Here is an 18,262-nt window from a genome sequence, read left to right as displayed (position 1 = left end):
GGCCACGCACAGCCGGCAAGTAACTGGTCAGGCAACTGGCCAGGCAACTGGTAGAGACGCTGAGTTGGCTAAGGAGGACGAGATACCGCAGCAACGCGCTTTCGTAACGTCCCCGACCCGACGAGAGGTGATCGCCGCCGATGCCCATCACCCAGGCCATCCGCTAGCGGCACGCAGGCGGATTGACCGAGCCGACGACGGTCGGCATCAGAATTGAACAGCCAAGGCCCCGGTAACCCGCCGGGGCCTTGGACTATGTCCGGCCCCTCAACCACAGCGCCAAATCAGCCAGCCCTCGGCCCGCCCGCCGCCGCTCCCCCATCGGCAATCAACCGGCCCGGTTCCGGCTACCCCCGCCTTCCCTCGTCCATAAACAGCCAGGCGCTTTCCCTCGTCCGCAAACAGCCAGGCGCCTTCCCTCGTCCGCAAACAGCCAGGCGCCTTCCCTCGTCCACAAACAGCCAGGCGCCTTCCCTCGTCCGTAATCAGCCAGGCCTCGCCCCTCGTCGGCACCTCTCCCGGAAAGGCACCATGAGCACTGCTTTCGACGACGCGGACTTCCCGGCGTACACCATGGGCCGGGCCGCGAAGATGATCGGCGTAACCCCCGCCTTCCTCCGCAGCCTCGGCACCGCCGGCCTGATCGAGCCGGAACGCTCCCACGGCGGCCACCGCCGCTACTCCCGCCATCAGCTCCACCTCGCCGGCCGCGTCCGCCAACTCCTCAACGAGGGCGTCCTACTGGCCTCCGCCTGCCGAATCGTCACCCTCGAGGACCGCCTCGACGCCGCCCACCGCCAGATCCTCAACCTCGGCGGCACCCTCACCCCGGACGACGACGCCAACACCCCCACAGCAACCCACCCCGACATCGCCACCCCGCAGTACTACTCCGCACCCCAACCCAACCGCTCCCCTTCCTCCCCCTGACCGGCCCAGACCCGACCGGCCCGGACCCGACCGGCCCGCCCTGACCGGCCCGCCCTGACCGGCCCGCCCTGACCGGCCCGCCCTGACCGGCCCGCCCTGACCGGCCCGGACCTGACCGGCCCCTGGCTCTGACCGGCCCCGACCTGATCGGCCCGCTCTGACCGGCCTCAGCTCAGCCCGACCGCGGTGAGACTCGCGTCCCAGAGCCGCCGCGCCCGCTCGGGGCTGGTCGAGCGCCCCGTAGCGGCGAACGGCCGTCGCCACGCGAAATACCCGCCCGGCACCAGCGCGGCCGGGTCGTTCGCCAGCCACAGCAACGTCTCCGCGCCCTCTTCCACGCCCCGGAACGCCATCGGCACCAGTTTCGCCAGCGCCCACAACGGACTCCGCCCGCCAAAACCACTGCGAACAAGACCGGGAAAGAAACAGGTCGCAACGATGTCGTACGCCGTCCAGCGCCGCGCCGCCTCCACCGTGAAGAGCAGATTGGCCTGCTTTCCCGCGCCATAACCCAGCCATCGACTCAGCTGCAGCCGCCCGGGCCGGTTGACATCCAGCGTCCCCCACGCCTCGGCCAGCGAACCGGTCGTGACGATTCGGGCCGGTTCTTCCGGTGTCGCAGCCGCCCGCAGCCTGTCGACCAGCAGATTGGCCAGCAGGAACCCGCCCAGATGGTTGACCTGCACACCAAGGTCGAACCCGTCCACGGTCCGGTGGCGGGCCCGCGCGAGCTGACCGGCGTTGTTGACAAGCACGTGGATCAGCTCGTGCTCGTCCGCCACCCGGCGCCCCACCTCCCGCACCTCGTCCAGCACCGCGAAATCCGCCCTGTACGCCGCCGGCGTCCGCCCCGAGGCCTCTCGCACCGCCTCGACCGCCGCCTGCAGCCGACCGGGGTCGCGCCCCAGCAACACCACCTCGTCGCCACCGCGCGCCAACGCCGTCGCCCCGGCCAGCCCGATTCCCGAGCTGGCCCCTGTCACCACCACAGTCCGCCCCACCGAAGCATTCGACCATCCGCCCCCGGCTAGCGTTGCAGCCATGCCGAAGATCACCGCCGAACCGGCCACCACCAGGGGCGACGCACGTGATGCCATCCTTGCTCGCATCCTGGGCGGAGCGGCGGGCGGCGCGGTCCTGACGGGCGCGGTGGTCATGCTCGTGACGCTGGTCGCGACCCCCGGATCGTGGCTGGCGGGGTACGTCAGCGAGACCGGGACCGCGGGACTGCGGTTCGCTGTCGCGTACCGAATAGGGCTGATCCTGCTGGCAGCCGGTGTTGCACTGCTGGGACTCGCCCTGCGGCCCGCGCCCCGCCCCATCGCCGCGTTGTTCGGCATCGCGGCTTTCCTGGCCGCAGTCTCCGGAGTAGTGCCGTGCACCGACCAGTGCCCACTGCCGCCCTTCGAGCCGACCACCTTGAGCGATGTCGTGCACACGGCGGCGAGCATCATCGGGATGGTCGTGCTGGCAGGCGTGATGGTCATGATCGGTTTCTCCTCTCTGCTGCGCTCACCGGCATTGCCTCGTGTCCTGCCCTTCTCCGCCCCGGCCGTCGCGGCGTTCTTCCGGCCCGCGTCACGCCGGCTCTCCGCCGTCGGCGCGATGCTCATAGTCCCGCTGGGTGCCGCCCTGGGCCTGACCATGCTTCTTGCCGGCCGGGGCCCGGTGGGCGCCATCCTGGAGCGGCTCGCCCTGACCGTTGCCGTCAGCTGGCTGATCGGGATGAGCCTCTTGACGATATTACGTTCTTCCGTAAAAGTGGAGTCATGGAGCCGACCAAATCCCCATCACTCGAAAACCGGGTCACGGAGCTCGAGCGACGCGTCACCGAGCTGATCAACGAAGCTCGGCCAAGCACCCCTGCTCCACCCGGGGCCAGGCCCATCGACTTCTGGGCGCTCGACGGTCTGCGGTCGCGTGTCGACAAGGACAGCGCCGGTGCCGTTGTCTACACGGGGACCGTCGACCTACCGACCGGTGAGCACTACGACTGGCAGTTCGGCAACACCGTCGAGGACCTTCTCGAGGCCGACTGGTCCGATTGGGCATCGACGCTGGGCGCGCTCGGCCATCCGGTCCGGCTCCTGCTCCTGCGCCGGGTCCTCGCCGGCACACGCACGACTGCCGAGCTGGGCTCCGACGAGGCGCTCGGCACCACCGGCCAGCTCTATCACCACCTACGCCAGCTGGTGAACGCCGGCTGGCTCCGTTCCTCGGCGCGCGGCCAATACGCCGTGCCCGGGGAGCGCGTGGTCCCCCTGCTGGTCGTTCTGTCCGGAGCAAAGCCGTGATGAGACACCGGCCGGCAGGCGAGTGGGAGCAGGGCTGCGGGACCGGCGCCGACGCTTCGGGGTCGCAGCCATGACATCCCGCGACGACCAATGGCGACGCCCGGGCCCGACACCGCGGCAGCGACGCAGCGACCTGGTTATCGGCCTGACGGTCACAGCCGTCGCGGTGCTGAACGTCTTCGTGGCCCGCAGCGTTGGATTGTTCGCCAGCGATTCCGCCCCGGCACCCGCCGAGCAGGTTCTCTGGGCGCTGGCCGTCACTTTGCCGCTCTGCTGGCGACGCCGGTGGCCCACCGCGATGGCGATCACCATCGCGGTGGCATTTCTCGGCGGGCAGATGCGGGGCGCCCAGGAGCAGCAGTTGGCGTCCGGAGCCATCATCGCCGCGGTCTACACGCTCGGCGCCTGGGGACCCGATCGCCGCAGGTCAAAGCTTGTGCGGATGGCGATCATCGGCTTCATGTTCGGCTGGCTGTTCCTGGCGTGGTTCCTCTCACACGACCTGATGCCCGCCGGCGGCCCGCCCGGGTCCTCAGGTGAGCTACCGCCCCTGCTGGCGAGCCTCATCAACCCCGTGATCGTCAACGTAGCGCTCTTCGGGTTCGCCTACACCATGGGAGATTCGGCCTGGCAGTCCGCGCGTCGCCAGCATCGGCTGGAAGAGCAGACGACCGAGCTGATCGCCGCCCAGGCCCTGGCCAACGAGCGCGCGGTCATCGAGGAACGGCTCCGGATAGCCCGCGAGCTGCACGACGTGGTGGCCCATCACGTGTCCGTCATGGGCATTCAGGCCTCCGCCTGCCGACGGGTCCTCGACAAGGACCCGGGCCGGGCCCGGATCGCGTTGGCAGCGGTCGAGAGCAGCGCCCGGACAGCAGTGGACGAGCTACGCCGCATGCTCGGCGCAATGCGAACCACCGGTACCGCCACCGCCACCGGCAGCGGCACCGGCAGCGGCAGCGGCAGCGGCAATGCCGCCGGATCGGCCGCCGGCGTGGACCGGGTGGACGAGCTCGTCGAACGAGTCCGCGATGCGGGCCTTGCCGCCCGGTATGCGACGTTCGGCGACCCGGTGGCCGTGCCCGACTCGGTGTCGCAGGCAGCGTTCCGGATCATCCAGGAAGCGGTGACCAACACTTTGAAGCATGCACGGGCGACCACGGTGGACGTCCGGCTCCGCTACCTGACCGGCGAGCTGGAGGTCGACGTGGCGGATGACGGTCACGGCCGGATGGGAGCCGCTGCCACCAGCGGCATGGGCCTGATCGGTATGCGGGAGCGCGTCGCCGTTCACGACGGCACGCTGGAGATCGGGCCCCGCACCGGCGGCGGGTTCCGGGTCAGGGCGCGACTCCCCCTCCCCCGGGCCGCGGCAACGGCAACGGCAACGGCAACAGCGACAGCGACAGCAACGGCGGAGGCGAGATGATCCGGGTCCTGCTCGCCGACGATCATCACCTGGTCCGCACCGGCTTCCGGGTGATCCTGGAGATCGAGGACGACATCGAGGTCGTGGGCGAGGCGTCCGACGGGCTCCAGGCCATCGACCTGTCCCGTCGGCTGAAACCCGATGTCATCCTCATGGACGTCGAGATGCCCGGCATGAACGGTCTCGAAGCGACCCGGCAGCTGACCGCCGAAGATGGCCCCGCCGTGCTGATCCTGACGACATTCGACCGGGACGACTACCTCTTCGCCGCGCTGCGGGCGGGCGCGAGCGGGTTCCTGCTCAAGAACGACTCGCCGGAGTCCCTCACCGAGGCTGTCCGGGTGTTGGCAGCCGGGGACGGGCTGCTGGCGCCCTCGATCACGCGGCGGGTGATCGAGGCGTTCGCGACCATCGGGGCGCGCGACCGGGAGGCGACCCGGCTCGGCGAGCTGACCCCGCGCGAGCATGAGGTGTTCGTGCTGCTGGCCGGCGGGGCGACCAACGCCGAGATCGCGACGGAGCTCTGGCTCGGGGAGACAACTGTGAAGACACATGTCAGCCGGGTGCTCATGAAGATCGGGGCGCGGGACCGGACACAGGCCGTCGTCCTCGCGTACGAGCTGGGGGTGGTACGTCCTGGAGGATGACCGGGTCCTCCGCGAGGAGGACACGGGTTGTCCTTCGCGCGCCGGACGCGGTGAGAGCTGAGCGGCCCTAGCGTGAGGAGATGACCAACGTGCTGAGTGTCGACGCCGTCAGCCGCAGCTTCGGGGATCGTCAGGTGCTCAAGGACGTCTCGTTCCGGGTGGGCGCCGGGCGGATGACCGGTTTCGTCGGTGCCAACGGGGCCGGCAAGACCACCACCATGCGCATCATGCTGGGCGTGCTCGGTGCGGATTCGGGCGAGGTGCGCTGGCAGGACCAGCCGCTGACCCCCGCGATCCGCCAGCGCTTCGGCTACATGCCCGAGGAGCGCGGCCTCTATCCGAAGATGACCGTCGTCGACCAGATCGTCTATCTCGGCCGGCTGCACGGCATGACTGCGGCTGCCGCCCGCCAGAGCACCGACGCCCTGCTCGAGCGGCTCAGTCTCACCGATCGCGGCGGCGACCTGGTGGAAAAGCTGTCACTCGGCAACCAGCAACGGGTGCAGATCGCCGCCGCCCTCGTGCACAACCCCGAGGTGCTGGTGCTCGACGAGCCGTTCTCGGGCCTCGACCCGCTCGCGGTCGACGTGGTGCTGAGCGTGCTGCGCGACCGGGCGGCGGCCGGGGCTCCGGTGCTGTTCTCCAGCCACCAGCTCGACGTGGTCGAACGCCTCTGCGACGACCTGGTGATCATCGCCGACGGCACCATCAGGGCCTCGGGCAGCCGGCAGCAGTTGCGTGCGGATCACGCGTCGCCGCGGTTCCGGATCGAGGTCGACACCGATGCCGGATGGCTGCGTGACCAGCCCGGCGTCGCACTGGTCGACCTCGACGGCGCGAGTGCCGTCTTCGACCTGGCGCCCGACGCCGACGACCAGGAGGTCCTGCGCGCGGCTCTGGCTCGCGGAGCAGTCCGCGCCTTCGGGCCCGTTTCGCCCTCGCTCACCGAGATCTTCCGGGAGGTCAACCAGTGACCACGTTCGCCGCTGCCAGGCTGGTCGCCGCCCGCGAGGTGCGGATGAAGCTACGCGACAAGACCTTCATCTTCAGCACCGTGTTCTTCCTGTTCATCGCGATCGCCAGCACCATCGTGCCCGCCCTGATCGACGGCGGCGCCACCAAGGTCGCCGTCACCGACCGGGCTGCCGCGACCGCGTTGCAGAGCCAGGGCTTCGAAGTGACCGCGGTGCCCGACGACGCCGCCGCCGAGCGCCTCGTCCGGGACGGCGACGTCGAAGCGGCCGTGGTTACGGGGCCCCGGGTCCTCGCCATGGACGAAACGCCCTCCGATGTGGTCGAAGCCCTCAGCGTCGCCCCGCCGGTGCAGCTCCTCGAGCCGAGCGCGGTCAACCCGTTCCTGAAGTTCGTGGTGCCGTTCGCGCTCGCGTTCCTGTTCTTCATCACCTCGTTCACGTTCGGCATGCAGATCGCCCAGAGCGTCACCGAGGAGAAACAGACCCGCATCGTCGAGATCCTCGTGTCGAGCATTCCCGTCCGGGCATTGCTCGCCGGCAAGGTGGCCGCGATGACCCTGCTCGCCTTCGGGCAGATCGCCCTGGTCACGCTCGTGGCGTTCGTCGGGATGCAGATCGCCGACGTGGACACCGCCATCGTCAGCCAGGTGGGCCCCGCGATCGGCTGGTTCCTGCCGTTCTTCGTGCTCGGCTTCGTGATGCTGGCGACGCTGTGGGCGGGCGTCGGAGCGCTCGCCGCCCGGCAGGAGGACATCGCCGGCGCCTCCACCCCGCTGCAGATGGTGGTCATGCTGCCGTTCTTCGCGGTCCTCTTCCTCACGGACAACGAACCGGTCATGCGGATCCTGTCCTACGTGCCATTCTCCGCGCCCATCGCCATGCCGGTCCGCATCTTCAACGGAGAAACAGCTGTGTGGGAGCCGGTGGCATCACTGCTCCTGCTAGCGCTCTCCGCGGTGATCTTCCTCGGCGTCGGCTCCCGGATCTACGAAGGATCCCTGCTCCGCACCAACGGCCGCACATCCTTCGCCACGGCCTGGCGCAGCCGCTCCACCGTTTAGAGAACGGACAGAATCAGGCCACGCGACGGACGATCGCCAGCAGCGACTTCTCGACGTCCTCGATGGGGCGTTCCGGCTGGAAGACCAGCCAGTCCACCGCCACCACCAGGCCGACGCCGAAAAGCGCGGACGAGGCCACGCGTACGTCCAGGTCCGCGGGTAGATCCCCGGAGGTCACCCCGGCCTGGACGGTTTCGGCGATGACTTCGATGGCCTGCTCGCGGAGCAGCACGAGCGTCTGCTGCCACTCACGGTTGGTCCGCCACATCTCCGACAGCAGCAGCTGCGCGAAAGCCCGGTAACGGCGGATGTACTCGAGCTCAGCCCGTACGAGAGCATCCACCGCTTCCCGGGGTGGCAGGCCGGCCACCGCGGTCCGGAAGGCCTCTGTCAGCAGGCCGATCCCGTGCCGCAGGAGCTCCTCGAACAGAGCCGTCTTCGACGCGAAGTTGTAGTAGACCGTCCCTTTGGCGACCTTCGCACGGGTGGCGATGTCATCGACGGTGGTCGCGGAGAAACCCTGCTCGGCGATCAGCTCCACGGCCGCCTCGTAGAGACGCTGCCGCGTGTCGGTACGCCTGCGGGTTCTGCCGTCCACGGTTGTCAGATCACCAGCTCCGGATGCAGGTCGGACGGGGTCAGGCGACGCTTGCGGTGGGCCATCACGATGGTGAGCGCGAGTGCGCCGGCGCCGTACGCGAGAAGCGCGAGGAATCCGGTGACCACCGTACCTTCCGGACCCCCGTCGATCGTGTGGCGCATCGCCTCCACCACGTACGTCATGGGAAGCAACGGGTGGATCGCCTGGAAGAACCCGGGCGTGGTCTGCACCGGATAGGTGCCGCCCGACGACGTGAGCTGCAGCATCAGAAGGGCGAGCGCGAGAATCCGGCCGGCCGGGCCGAGCGCCGCACCGAGCAGTTGCATGATCGCGGCGAACGCCGTCGCCGTGGCCAACAGTAGTGCGAGCGTCGTCACGGGGTGTGCGGGGCTCAGACCGAGACCGAAGACTACGACGACAAAAAGCAGCAGGGCCTGCGCCAGCCCGATCGCCACGGCGGGCAGCAGGCCGGCGAGGGAGACCCGGTAGGAGGGTGCTCCCGACACGATGTAACGCCTGTTCAGCGGGCGTAGCACCATGTAGGTGATCATCGCACCGACCCAGAGGGCAAGGGCCAGGAAGTACGGCGCGAAGCCCACGCCGTAGGTCGCGGCCGGGTGCCGTACGGTGCGATCCAATTGCACCGGGTTGCTCAGCAGGTCCGCGCGGTTCGACGGATCGTCACCGAACGAGGGGATCTGGTCGGCGCCGTCAGTGAGTCCGGAGGCGAGCTGGGACGCACCGTTCTGCAGGTCACCGAGTCCGTCCGCGAGCTGCTCGCCGCCGCTCTTCAACGTGACCAGACCGCTGTCGAGCTGGCGGGCACCGGACCTGAGCTGGAAGATTCCGCCGCGCAGGTCCTCGGCGCCCGACTCGGCGGCGCTCGCCCCGGTGCTGACCTTCTTCGCGCCGGTGGCAAGCTGGCTGAGGCCGGAGGCGAACCGGTCCACGGTCGAGCGGGCGGTCGCGACGTCATCCGCGAGGTGCGGCGCTTCGGCTGCCACCTTGCGCGCATCAGCGGCGACGGTCCTGAGGCGCTTGCTCAGGGCGTTCAGGTCGGAGTTCCGGATGGTCGACTGCACCCGCTTGGCATCCTTGACCAGCTGGTTCGCGTACGCCCTGGCCTGCTCGACACCCGCGGTGTCATCCGGCAACCCGTTGAGGTACTTCTGCAGCCGCGTCGCATTCGTGACGGCGTCGTCCGCAGCGTCGTCGAGCCGGTTGACGTTACGGGCGAGCAGGTCGGCGCCGTCGGCGACCCGGTTGGCCGCGTCCTCGATGAGCTGGGCGTTTTCGCGCAGCAACGGGCCGGCCTTGTCCGCTACGCCGTCCACGACGTCGGAGAGCTGACGTCCGACGGCCGCGGCCTGCTGCGTACCCGTGGCGACCTGAGCCGCTCCCGCCTGCAGTGTCGCGAGTCCATCGGCGAGGTCGTCCGCGCCCTTCGCGGCCGACCCGAGACCGGACGAGAGCTGACCGGCGCCGTTCTCCGCATCGGAAAGGCCGCCGTTCAGCCGGTCAGCGCCCTTTTCGGCATCCGTCAGGCCATTGTCGAGCTTGTGCGCGCCGTCGGCGGCTTTCTGTGTCTGCGACTTGAGATCGGTGAACCCGATCAGCATCTTGTCGAAGTAACCGGACTGCGCGGATTGCGCGGCGGCGGCCCGGACCTCCGCGAACGCGGTGCGCGAGAAAACGCCGGCAAGGTAGTTCGTGGCGTCATCGTTGACGACGACGAGCTGCGCGGCCTTCGGGGTGGCGTCCTGGTCGGGGCCGGTCGTGAGGTTCGTGGAGAAGTCGCTCGGAATGCGCAACGACAGCTGATAACGACCGTCGGCCAGGCCCGCTTCGGCGCCTTTCTCATCGGTCACGTGCCAGTCGAAAACCTCGCGGTCGATCAGTTCCTTGGCAAGGTCCTGCCCGGCCTGCACCTTCGTCCCGTCGGTGGCCGTCGCACTGCTGTCCTCGACAACAAGCGCCGCCGGGATGTGGTTGAGCCGGCCGTACGGATCCCAGAACGCATAAAGGTAAAGCGCCCCGTAGAGCAGCGGAATCACACAGATGACAACCAGCGCTGCGACCGGCAGCCGCCCCCGCAGGAAACGGCGCAACTCGAAGCCCGCCAGGCGCATACTCGACAATCCAGTCATTTCTCGCTGTCTCCCTCGGAAGGACCAACCTCGGGTGCACCGAGCCGCACCACGGTGGTAACTCGCGATTCGTCAATTTCCCGAGCGGTCAGCAACACCGCGATGCCATCCGACGCCACGTCACCGATCAGGCCCCAGAGCTGCTCGCGCTCGTCGGCATCGAGGCCCTCGTCGGTGGCGTCCAGCGCAATGAGCTGCGGTTGCGCGATCCGGGCCAGGACCAGACCGAGAACCTGACGCTGGAACGGACTCAAGGCAAAGCCCCGCATCCCAGGATCGAGGCCTTTCAGATCAACCGAGGTTGCGGTCGAACGGCCGACGAGCAGGGCTCTTTCCCGGACATGTTCCGCGACGGTCAGCACGGATTCCGGCTCGGAAACGTCGGGCACATATCCGAGTGCCACCGCGCCCGTGAGATCGACCTGGCCCGCGGAAAGCTTGAAGCGGCGCGCGAGCGCCAGCAGAACGGTGGTGCGCCCGCTGCCGGGTGGCCCCACGATCGCGACCACGTCGCCCGGGGAAGCCGAGACGTCCAGGTCGCGGAAGAGCCATCGGCGATGGTGGCGGACGCCCGCCCCGCTCGCGTGGAGAACCGGCATGATGGACACTTTCGTTGAACTGACTGGTCAGTGCAAAAACATACTCCCGAAGGTCATCGACAGCCCGCGCACGTGTCGCACCTCACCTGTAGACCGACCCCGTGCGAACCGGGCAGGATCACAGCATGGTGACGCGATGGGGCATGACCGTCCCGCTGGGCGGGGTTTCACTGGCCGGGCACGACTCGGTCTTCGCGACGTTGACCGAGGCCGGGTTCACCGACTTCTGGTCGAGTGAGGTCAATGGCGCCGACGCGTTCACGCCACTGACCCTCGCGTCGGTCTGGCAACCACAGGCCCGCCTCGGCACCGCGATCGCCCCGGTCTTCACCCGTGGCCCCGGGCTGCTGGCAATGACAGCGGCAGCCCTCGCCGACGCCGCCCCGGGCCGGTTCCAGCTCGGCATCGGGGCATCCTCACCGGTCGTTGTGGGCGACTGGAACGCCGTCGACTTCACCCAGCCGTTCGCGCGCAGCCGCGATGTCCTGCGCTTTCTCCGAGCGGCCCTGGCCGGCGACATGGTCGACGAGACCTACGAGACATTCCAGATCCGCCGTTTCCGCCTGGAGCGCCCGCCGGCGACGCCGCCCCAGCTCCTGCTCGCCGCCCTGCGTCCGGGAATGCTGCACCTCGCCGCCGCCGAGGCCGACGGCGTCATCCTCAACTGGCTGGCGGCAACCGACGTCCCCCAGGCCCTGGCCGAGGTAAAGACCGATAAACCCGACTTCGACGTGGTAGCCCGCATCTTCGTCTGCCCCACCGAGGACCACGAATACGCCCGCGCCGTCGGCCGGCGCATGATCGCCGCCTATCTGACGGTGCCGGCGTACCTGGAGTTTCATCGCTGGCTGGGCCGCGAGCCGGCCCTCGGCCCGATGTGGAAAGCCTGGGCCGCGGGCGATCGCCGGGCCGCCCTGGCCGCCATCCCCGACGAAGTGGTCGACGAGCTGATCGTCCACGGCACCCCGGCCGAGTGCCGGGCCCACGTGAACCGCTACGCCGAAGCCGGCGTGACCGTCCCGGTCATGGCCCTGATCCCGACCCCCGAGCTGGAGAAAGACGCCCTCGGGGTGCTGACCGCCCTGGGCCGGAACTAAAAAGAAGGCGCGCTCCGCAATCGGAGCGCGCCTTCCCTGCAAGCCTGGTTGATCACTCGCTGTCGGCGAGGATCGCGTAGAGCTTGCGCTTGGTTTCGTTGAGGACCTCGAGCGCCTTCTGGCGCTGCTCCGGGGTGCCGTTGAAGCCGACCTGGCGCAGGGCGCTCATGATGCCGACCGCGGCATCGCGGAAGTCCGCGACCTGCGACATGGTGTCGTCGCTGAACTGCGCCCACGGCGGGTTCTCCGCCGCGGTCTGGGCTTCCGGGCGCCCGTCCTCGGTGAGGGTGAAGCGCTTCCGCCCACCGGTGGCCTCCGCCACGATCAGGCCCTCGTCCTCCAGGAGCTGGAGGGTCGGGTAGACCGAGCCCGGGCTGGGCCGCCAGATGCCGCCCGTGCGGCTCTCGAGCTCCTGGATCATCTCGTAGCCGTGCATCGGCCGCTCGAGCAGGAGCGCGAGCAGAGCCGGGCGGACGTTGGGCCGGCTGCCGCGGCCGCCGCGGCGTTGGCCTCGAGGGCCGCCGCCACCATGACCTTCAGGCCCCCAGCCGCCAGGGCCACCGAAGCCGCCCTGACCCGGACCGCCGAACGGGAATCCCGGCGGGAACCCGAATCCGCGCATCCGACCCTCGTGCAGGTGACGCATGTGTTCGTGCCTCATGATCTTCTCCGATCTGTTGTCGATAGTTAGACGATATATCGGCAACGTGTCGGTGACAAGGGAGCACACCCAGGTTTTTCGATAGGGAGGGGCGGGTGAGGTGTCAGACGCCGTGAATCTGGCAATGTGTTACCCGTGCTGACTGTGCCCATCCGCCAACTCGGTGAGTCCGAGCGGGCCACGGTCGAGCGGATCCTCGACCAGGACCCTTACGCCGGTGCTCAGATCGCCGAGCGGGTAGCGGCTCACGGGCTCAACTGGTGGCGTTCCGACGGCCGCATCTACGGCTACGGACCCGCGCGCCGCATCGAGTCGGTGTGCTGGTCAGGAGCGCATCTCGTGCCCGTGTGCACGACTCCCCCGGCGATCGCGGCGTTCGCGGAGCTGCTCGGCGCCGACCCCCGGATCTGCTCATCGATCATCGGCCGCTCCGAAGCGGTCCTGGACCTGTGGGACAGACTCGGCGGCCACTGGGGCCCGGCCCGCGACGTCCGCCCCCACCAGCCCCTGCTGGTCGCCGACCGCGAAGCCCCCATCACCCCCGACCCCGACGTGCGCCTGGTCCGCTCCAACGAGGTCGACCAGCTCTTCCCCGCCGCCGTCGCGATGTACACCGAAGAGGTCGGCGTCTCCCCCCTGCTCGACGACGGCGGCCGAGGCTACAAACGCCGAATCGCCGAGCTCGTCCGCGGCAAACGCGCCTACGCCCGCTTCATCGGCGACCGAGTGATCTTCAAAGCCGAGCTGGCCATAGTCACCCGCCGCACCACCCAGGTCCAGGGCGTCTGGGTAGACCCCGAATTCCGAGGCCAAGGCCTAGCCTCCTCAGCAATGGCCGCAGTCGTCCGCGACGCCCTCCACCGGGTCGCCCCCACCGTCAGCCTCTACGTCAACGACTACAACACACCCGCCCGCCGCGTCTACGCCCGCTGCGGCTTCATCCAACAGGGCAGTTTCGCAACCGTCCTGTTCTAAAACCCCACAAGTTCGACACCCCTATAAATACGCACGCCCCCTCCACAACCGCACCCCCACGCCCCGAGCCTCCCCCGCAATCACCTGCCACTCAAGCTGAATAAACGCGACAACCGGCGACGGTGCATAGCCCCGCCCGGCCTCACTCTCCGACGCCCGGCCCGCCGCACAGTGCTTGCCCCGGGCCGACGTCACTGACTAACGCCAGAACCACCCACGGTGCATGACCCCCGCCGCCCTCACCCACTAACGCCAAGACCGCCGGACGGTGCACCACCCCCACCGACGTCACTCACTGGCGCCCGGACCGCCGCCGGGAGTCCATCGCGGCTCGGCATCGCGCGCAACCCGACCGGAGGATGGCCGGACCCGGCAGCGTCCTGCAACGCCCGCCCCCATCCGAGCAACACCGAAAGCACATTCGCCTTCTTCCCGCCAGCCCAGTCCCACACCCCCCGACCGCGTCCTCGCCGCGTTCACTACCCAACCGTGGCCCGCGGACGCCCTCACATTCCAACCGTGGCCCGCGGACGCCCTGGTATTGCGGGAACGCAAAAGGGCGCACCCCCAACCAGGGATGCGCCCTCAAGCCGTTGCCGGATAAATCAGTGCACGGTGACCTGAGCGCCCGGAAGAAGGTCGCGCAGCTCGTCGGGGAGCTCCGCGCCCATCTGGTCGGCGAGGCGCAGGGCCTCCTCGACCAGGGTCTCCACGATGATCGATTCGGGGACGGTCTTGATGACCTGGCCCTTCACGAAGATCTGGCCCTTGCCGTTGCCGGATGCGACGCCGAGGTCGGCTTCGCGGGCCTCGCCGGGTCCGTTGACGACGCAGCCCATGACCGCGACGCGCAGCGGGACCGGGAAGCCTTCGAGGGCGGCGGTGACCTGCTCGGCGAGGGTGTAGACGTCGACCTGGGCGCGGCCGCAGGAGGGGCAGGAGACGATCTCGAGGCCACGCTCGCGCAGGCCGAGGGACTCGAGGATGCCCTGGCCGACCTTGATCTCCTCGACCGGCGGGGCGGAGAGGGAGACGCGGATCGTGTCGCCGATGCCCTCGGCCAGCAGGGCACCGAACGCCACCGCGCTCTTGATCGTGCCCTGGAACGCCGGGCCGGCCTCGGTCACGCCGAGGTGCAGCGGGTAGTCGCACTGCTGGGCGAGCAGCCGGTAGGCGCGGATCATCACGACCGGGTCGTTGTGCTTGACCGAGATCTTGATGTCGCGGAAGCCGTGCTCCTCGAAGAGCGAGCATTCCCAGAGGGCCGACTCGACGAGCGCCTCGGCGGTCGCCTTGCCGTACTTCTCGAGCAGGCGCTTGTCGAGCGAGCCCGCGTTGACGCCGATGCGGATCGGGGTGCCGGTCGCGGAGGCCGCCTTGGCGATCTCCTTGACCTTGTCGTCGAACTGGCGGATGTTGCCCGGGTTGACCCGGACAGCCGCGCAGCCGGCGTCGATCGCGGCGAAGACGTACTTCGGCTGGAAGTGGATGTCGGCGATGACGGGGATCTGCGACTTCTTGGCGATCGCGGGCAGCGCCTCGACGTCGTCCTGGGACGGCACCGCGACCCGGACGATCTGGCAACCGGAGGCGGTGAGCTCGGCGATCTGCTGGAGCGTGGCGTTGACGTCGCTGGTCAGCGTGGTGGTCATCGACTGCACGCTGACCGGCGCGCCGCCTCCGACGAGCACGCCGCCGACGTTGATCTGACGGCTGAGACGGCGCTGTGCCAGCGGCGGCGGGGGCACAGCGGGCATACCGAGACTGATTGCGGTCATTTCACACTCACCTGGAGAAGATCGAGATCGGGTTGACGACGTCGGCGGTGATCGTCAGCAGCGTGAACGCGCCACCGATCAGGATGACCGCATATGTCAACGGCATGAGCTTGTAGTAGTCGACGCGGCCCGGGTCGGGCTTCTTCAGACGAGCGTAGAGCCACGATCGGAATCTTTCGAACCAGGCGATCGCGATGTGACCACCGTCCACCGGCAGCAGCGGCAGCAGGTTGAAGAGCCCGATGAAGACGTTCAATGAGATGAACACGCCCAGGAACACCTCGGGCACGCCGCGCTCGATGGCCTCGCCGCCCAGCCGGCTGGCGCCGACCACGCTGATCGGGGTGTCGGGGTCGCGTTCGTCACCGGTGATGGAGTGCCAGAGCGCGGGGATCTTCTCAGGGATGCGGCCCAGTGCCGCGAACGACGCCTTCACAAGCGTCCAGCCGTATTCGAAGCTCTTCGGCACGGCTTCGCCCGCGTTATAGGTGACCAGGCCGGGAACCGTGATGTCCGGGCCGATACCGGCCACTGCGACCTCGGTCACCTTGCCGTCCGGGTCGTCGATCGGCGCGCGCTGGCCCAGGATCAGGTCGACCGAGGTGGTGGCCGCGGTGCCGTCGCGGGTGTAGCTCACCGGCACGGAGCCCTTGGGCAGCGACCGGATCACATCGGTGAGCTGGCCGTAATTCTGGATCGCGGTGGTGCCGACGCTGGTGATCACGTCGCCGCGCTGCAGTCCCGCCACGGCGGCGGGTGCCTTCGGGTCGGATGCCGCGCAGCCGGCTTCGGAGATCACGATCTGCGCGCACTCACCGATGGTGATCCGCGCGGGCTGCGCACGCTGCTCGGCGGCGGTGTCCGGGTAGGCCGGGTTGGGCAGGCCGACGAAGATCGCCATGAACCAGGTGGCGACGATCGCCAGGATGAAGTGGGTGATGGAGCCCGCTGACATGACGACCGTCCGCTGCCAGAGCGGGAAGCGCCACATAGCGCGCGGCTGGTCCTCGGGCAGGATGTCGTCATCCTGCGGTGTCATGCCGACGATCTTGCAGAAACCGCCGAGCGGGATGGCTTTCAGGCCGTATTCGGTCTCGCCCCGGTGGAACGAGAAGATCGTCGGACCGAAGCCGACGAAATACTGCGTCACCTTCATACCGAACCGCTTGGCGGTGATCATGTGGCCCAGCTCGTGCAGGCTCACCGAGATCAGGATCGCGAGCGCGAACGCCGCCGTCCCCAACCAGTACAGCATCAGGCTCCTTCAGCCGCAGTCGCGATCATTCGCTGTGCCTGGGCCCGAGCCCACGCCTCCGCGGCGAGCACCTCGTCGACGGTACCCGGTGGGCCGAAATCGGGGGCCGCCGCGAGCACCGCCGAGATGGTGTCGACGATGCTCAGAAAAGGTAGCCGACCGGACACGAACGCGGCCACACACTCCTCGTTGGCGGCGTTGTAGATCGCGGGCCGGCAATTGCCCTCGCGCCCGGCCGCCTTGGCCAGCTCGACGGCGGGGAACGCCTCGTTGTCGAGCGGGCGCAGCTCCCAGTTGTGCGCGAGAGTCCAGTCGACCGCCGCAGCCGCTCCGGGCACCCGATCGGGCCACGCCAGCGCCAGCGCAATGGGGAGGCGCATGTCGGGCGGGCTCGCCTGCGCGAGCGTCGAGCCGTCGGTGAACTCGACCAGCGAGTGCAGCACCGACTGCGGGTGCACCATGACCTCGATGTCGTCATAGGCCACGTCGAACAACTCGTGCGCCTCGATCACCTCGAGCCCCTTGTTGACCATGGTGGCCGAGTTGATCGTGACGACCGGGCCCATGTCCCAGGTCGGGTGTTTGAGCGCCTCGTCGGGCGTGACGTTCGTCAGCTCGCTGCGCCGCCGGTCGCGGAACGCCCCGCCGCTGGCGGTCAGCACCAGCCGGCGCACCTCCCGCTCGCTGCCGCCCCGCAGGCACTGGGCCAGCGCGGAGTGCTCGGAGTCGACGGGGACGATCTGCCCCGGCCGGGTCACCGCGGCCTTGACCAGCGAGCCGCCGGCGACGAGGGACTCCTTGTTGGCCAGCGCCAGGGTGTGCCCGGCGCGCAGCGCGGCGAGTGTCGGAGCAAGCCCGAGACTCCCCACAACCCCGTTGAGCACGACGTCACAGGGCCACTGGGCGAGCTCGGTCATCGCCTCCGGTCCCGCCACGATCTTGGGCAGCTTGAAGTCACCGGTGGCCCAGCCCCGCTTCTGCGCCTGCGCGTAGAAGGCGAGCTGGAGATCCTGCACCACGCTCGACCGGGCCACGCCGACGACGTCGACCGCCAGCTCCAGCGCTTGCGCCGCGAGCAACTCGACATTGCCCCCGCCGGCGCCGAGCCCGACGACCCGGAACTGATCCGGGTTACGCCGCACTATGTCGATGGCCTGGGTGCCGATTGACCCGGTGGAACCGAGCAGGACGAGCTCTCGCATGACTGACATCTTCCCGGACGCGCGCTCGTACCCGCGCACCCCCTGTGGATAACTCAGGGAGTCGCAGGCCGGACGCCGATAGAACGGGGAGCGGGCGGTTCCGCCGCCGTGGTCGCGCCACGGTTGCGCAGGATCGTGCGCAGGTCGCTCAGCCGCTCCGGGGACAGGCCGGCAACCGGGATCGGAACGAACTGGGACTTGTTGACCCGGATCAGGATCTGGTCGCGGAGTTCGTCGATCCCGGTCACCGCCGCCCAGCTCCAGTTCGTCGTGGCCAGGTCGCTCATCGTGGTGAAGCCGGTCTCGTCAAAGGTGTACGTCAGGGGCCGCGCCACCAGCCGCTCGCTCACGCCGACCGCACGCCGCACCGCGATCACCGGGCAACCCACGGCCAGGAAAAGCCCGAGGACGACGTCGACCACCGAGAGAAAGACATCGCCGCTGAGCAGCGGAAACGTGACCACTCCGACGGCTGTCACCACGCCGCCGAGCCAGCGGACCAGCAGGATGCGGGAGCGGGAGATGTGCCGGACGGCGGCGGCAAGCAGGCGGCGATCCGGCTGGGCTTGGAAAGTCAGCGACAGGGTCGGGATCGTAGCGGCCCACGGGGTA

18 protein-coding genes are annotated in these 18,262 nt (G+C 69.1%); 9 read left to right on the top strand and 9 right to left on the bottom strand.

Features of this window, described 5'->3' with window-relative positions; translation table 11 throughout:
* Positions 1 to 531 precede the first annotated feature (531 nt).
* Positions 532 to 930 carry a helix-turn-helix domain-containing protein gene (locus Ahu01nite_RS23025; protein WP_203838653.1) on the top strand — a complete coding sequence of 133 codons (399 nt, stop codon included), beginning with the start codon at positions 532 to 534 and terminating at the stop codon, positions 928 to 930.
* Positions 931 to 1,097: 167 nt separating this feature from the next.
* Here Ahu01nite_RS23025 and Ahu01nite_RS23020 read toward each other — a convergent pair whose 3' ends face one another.
* Positions 1,098 to 1,919: an SDR family NAD(P)-dependent oxidoreductase gene (locus Ahu01nite_RS23020; protein WP_203838716.1), complete on the bottom strand. Its 822-nt coding sequence runs from the start codon at positions 1,917 to 1,919 to the stop codon at positions 1,098 to 1,100.
* Positions 1,920 to 1,971: 52 nt separating this feature from the next.
* Here Ahu01nite_RS23020 and Ahu01nite_RS23015 point away from each other — a divergent pair, with 52 nt between their 5' ends.
* The 6 genes from Ahu01nite_RS23015 (at position 1,972) to Ahu01nite_RS22990 (ending at position 7,335) form a co-directional block, all read left to right on the top strand.
* Positions 1,972 to 2,769 (top strand): DUF998 domain-containing protein, encoded by a 798-nt coding sequence (locus Ahu01nite_RS23015; RefSeq protein WP_203838652.1) that lies wholly within the window; start codon positions 1,972 to 1,974, stop codon positions 2,767 to 2,769.
* Positions 2,700 to 3,224 carry an ArsR family transcriptional regulator gene (locus Ahu01nite_RS23010; protein WP_203838651.1) on the top strand — a complete coding sequence of 175 codons (525 nt, stop codon included), beginning with the start codon at positions 2,700 to 2,702 and terminating at the stop codon, positions 3,222 to 3,224. Before Ahu01nite_RS23015 ends, Ahu01nite_RS23010 begins: the two co-directional genes overlap by 70 nt.
* A 70-nt stretch (positions 3,225 to 3,294) precedes the next feature.
* On the top strand, positions 3,295 to 4,653 hold the full coding sequence (locus Ahu01nite_RS23005) for a sensor histidine kinase (protein ID WP_203838650.1): 1,359 nt from the start codon (positions 3,295 to 3,297) through the stop codon (positions 4,651 to 4,653).
* On the top strand, positions 4,650 to 5,300 hold the full coding sequence (locus tag Ahu01nite_RS23000) for a response regulator (protein ID WP_203838649.1): 651 nt from the start codon (positions 4,650 to 4,652) through the stop codon (positions 5,298 to 5,300). The genes Ahu01nite_RS23005 and Ahu01nite_RS23000 overlap by 4 nt, the downstream gene beginning before the upstream one ends.
* Before the next feature lie 80 nt (positions 5,301 to 5,380).
* A complete protein-coding gene (locus tag Ahu01nite_RS22995; RefSeq protein WP_203838648.1) occupies positions 5,381 to 6,274 on the top strand; it encodes an ABC transporter ATP-binding protein in 894 nt (297 codons plus the stop codon).
* Entirely contained in the window at positions 6,271 to 7,335 is a 1,065-nt protein-coding gene (locus Ahu01nite_RS22990; protein ID WP_203838647.1) for an ABC transporter permease, read from the top strand. Before Ahu01nite_RS22995 ends, Ahu01nite_RS22990 begins: the two co-directional genes overlap by 4 nt.
* A gap of 13 nt (positions 7,336 to 7,348) precedes the next feature.
* On the opposite strand, the gene Ahu01nite_RS22985 is transcribed toward Ahu01nite_RS22990, so the two are convergent.
* Genes Ahu01nite_RS22985 through Ahu01nite_RS22975 form a run of 3 tightly spaced genes read right to left on the bottom strand, consistent with a single transcriptional unit; the run spans position 7,349 to position 10,682 of the window.
* A complete protein-coding gene (locus Ahu01nite_RS22985; RefSeq protein WP_203838646.1) occupies positions 7,349 to 7,933 on the bottom strand; it encodes a TetR/AcrR family transcriptional regulator in 585 nt (194 codons plus the stop codon).
* A gap of 5 nt (positions 7,934 to 7,938) precedes the next feature.
* The gene (locus tag Ahu01nite_RS22980; RefSeq protein WP_203838645.1) at positions 7,939 to 10,083 is read right to left on the bottom strand and encodes a YhgE/Pip domain-containing protein; all 2,145 of its coding nucleotides are present in this window, start codon (positions 10,081 to 10,083) and stop codon (positions 7,939 to 7,941) included.
* Positions 10,080 to 10,682 carry an ABC transporter ATP-binding protein gene (locus Ahu01nite_RS22975; RefSeq protein ID WP_203838644.1) on the bottom strand — a complete coding sequence of 201 codons (603 nt, stop codon included), beginning with the start codon at positions 10,680 to 10,682 and terminating at the stop codon, positions 10,080 to 10,082. Before Ahu01nite_RS22975 ends, Ahu01nite_RS22980 begins: the two co-directional genes overlap by 4 nt.
* A 143-nt stretch (positions 10,683 to 10,825) precedes the next feature.
* On the opposite strand from Ahu01nite_RS22975, the gene Ahu01nite_RS22970 reads away from it, so the two are divergent.
* Complete coding sequence (locus tag Ahu01nite_RS22970; protein WP_203838715.1) at positions 10,826 to 11,779, top strand: LLM class F420-dependent oxidoreductase; 954 nt, start codon at positions 10,826 to 10,828, stop codon at positions 11,777 to 11,779.
* 52 nt (positions 11,780 to 11,831) lie between these two features.
* On the opposite strand, the gene Ahu01nite_RS22965 is transcribed toward Ahu01nite_RS22970, so the two are convergent.
* Positions 11,832 to 12,440, bottom strand: a complete 609-nt coding sequence (locus tag Ahu01nite_RS22965) for a PadR family transcriptional regulator (protein WP_203838643.1) — start codon at positions 12,438 to 12,440, stop codon at positions 11,832 to 11,834.
* Positions 12,441 to 12,575: 135 nt separating this feature from the next.
* On the opposite strand from Ahu01nite_RS22965, the gene Ahu01nite_RS22960 reads away from it, so the two are divergent.
* The gene (locus Ahu01nite_RS22960; protein WP_203838642.1) at positions 12,576 to 13,415 is read left to right on the top strand and encodes a GNAT family N-acetyltransferase; all 840 of its coding nucleotides are present in this window, start codon (positions 12,576 to 12,578) and stop codon (positions 13,413 to 13,415) included.
* A gap of 605 nt (positions 13,416 to 14,020) precedes the next feature.
* Here the strand turns inward: Ahu01nite_RS22960 and ispG are convergent.
* The 4 genes from ispG to Ahu01nite_RS22940 are packed head-to-tail and all read right to left on the bottom strand — an operon-like array spanning position 14,021 to position 18,132.
* Positions 14,021 to 15,193, bottom strand: a complete 1,173-nt coding sequence (gene ispG, locus Ahu01nite_RS22955; protein ID WP_203838641.1) for a flavodoxin-dependent (E)-4-hydroxy-3-methylbut-2-enyl-diphosphate synthase — start codon at positions 15,191 to 15,193, stop codon at positions 14,021 to 14,023.
* A gap of 7 nt (positions 15,194 to 15,200) precedes the next feature.
* Positions 15,201 to 16,448: a M50 family metallopeptidase gene (locus tag Ahu01nite_RS22950; protein ID WP_203838640.1), complete on the bottom strand. Its 1,248-nt coding sequence runs from the start codon at positions 16,446 to 16,448 to the stop codon at positions 15,201 to 15,203.
* Entirely contained in the window at positions 16,448 to 17,659 is a 1,212-nt protein-coding gene (gene dxr / locus Ahu01nite_RS22945; protein ID WP_203838714.1) for a 1-deoxy-D-xylulose-5-phosphate reductoisomerase, read from the bottom strand. Before dxr ends, Ahu01nite_RS22950 begins: the two co-directional genes overlap by 1 nt.
* 44 nt (positions 17,660 to 17,703) lie before the next feature.
* Positions 17,704 to 18,132, bottom strand: coding sequence for a YcxB family protein (locus Ahu01nite_RS22940; protein ID WP_203838639.1), 429 nt, complete (start codon positions 18,130 to 18,132; stop codon positions 17,704 to 17,706).
* Between the last annotated feature and the right edge of the window lie 130 nt (positions 18,133 to 18,262).

Source organism: Winogradskya humida (assembly GCF_016862215.1).
GTDB classification, from domain to species: domain Bacteria; phylum Actinomycetota; class Actinomycetes; order Mycobacteriales; family Micromonosporaceae; genus Actinoplanes; species Actinoplanes humidus.
This window is presented reverse-complemented; position numbering and strand designations above follow the sequence as displayed.

Bases quoted from the DNA above. Each gene is read 5' to 3' on its own strand.
- Ahu01nite_RS23025 (WP_203838653.1), top strand. From the start codon at position 532: ATGAGCACTGCTTTCGACGACGCGGACTTCCCGGCGTACACCATGGGC.
- Ahu01nite_RS23015 (WP_203838652.1), top strand. From the start codon at position 1,972: ATGCCGAAGATCACCGCCGAACCGGCCACCACCAGGGGCGACGCACGT.
- Ahu01nite_RS23010 (WP_203838651.1), top strand. From the start codon at position 2,700: ATGGAGCCGACCAAATCCCCATCACTCGAAAACCGGGTCACGGAGCTC.
- Ahu01nite_RS23005 (WP_203838650.1), top strand. From the start codon at position 3,295: ATGACATCCCGCGACGACCAATGGCGACGCCCGGGCCCGACACCGCGG.
- Ahu01nite_RS23000 (WP_203838649.1), top strand. From the start codon at position 4,650: ATGATCCGGGTCCTGCTCGCCGACGATCATCACCTGGTCCGCACCGGC.
- Ahu01nite_RS22995 (WP_203838648.1), top strand. From the start codon at position 5,381: ATGACCAACGTGCTGAGTGTCGACGCCGTCAGCCGCAGCTTCGGGGAT.
- Ahu01nite_RS22980 (WP_203838645.1), bottom strand. From the start codon at position 10,083: ATGACTGGATTGTCGAGTATGCGCCTGGCGGGCTTCGAGTTGCGCCGT.
- Ahu01nite_RS22975 (WP_203838644.1), bottom strand. From the start codon at position 10,682: ATGCCGGTTCTCCACGCGAGCGGGGCGGGCGTCCGCCACCATCGCCGA.
- Ahu01nite_RS22970 (WP_203838715.1), top strand. From the start codon at position 10,826: ATGACCGTCCCGCTGGGCGGGGTTTCACTGGCCGGGCACGACTCGGTC.
- Ahu01nite_RS22965 (WP_203838643.1), bottom strand. From the start codon at position 12,440: ATGAGGCACGAACACATGCGTCACCTGCACGAGGGTCGGATGCGCGGA.
- ispG (WP_203838641.1), bottom strand. From the start codon at position 15,193: ATGACCGCAATCAGTCTCGGTATGCCCGCTGTGCCCCCGCCGCCGCTG.
- Ahu01nite_RS22950 (WP_203838640.1), bottom strand. From the start codon at position 16,448: ATGCTGTACTGGTTGGGGACGGCGGCGTTCGCGCTCGCGATCCTGATC.
- dxr (WP_203838714.1), bottom strand. From the start codon at position 17,659: ATGTCAGTCATGCGAGAGCTCGTCCTGCTCGGTTCCACCGGGTCAATC.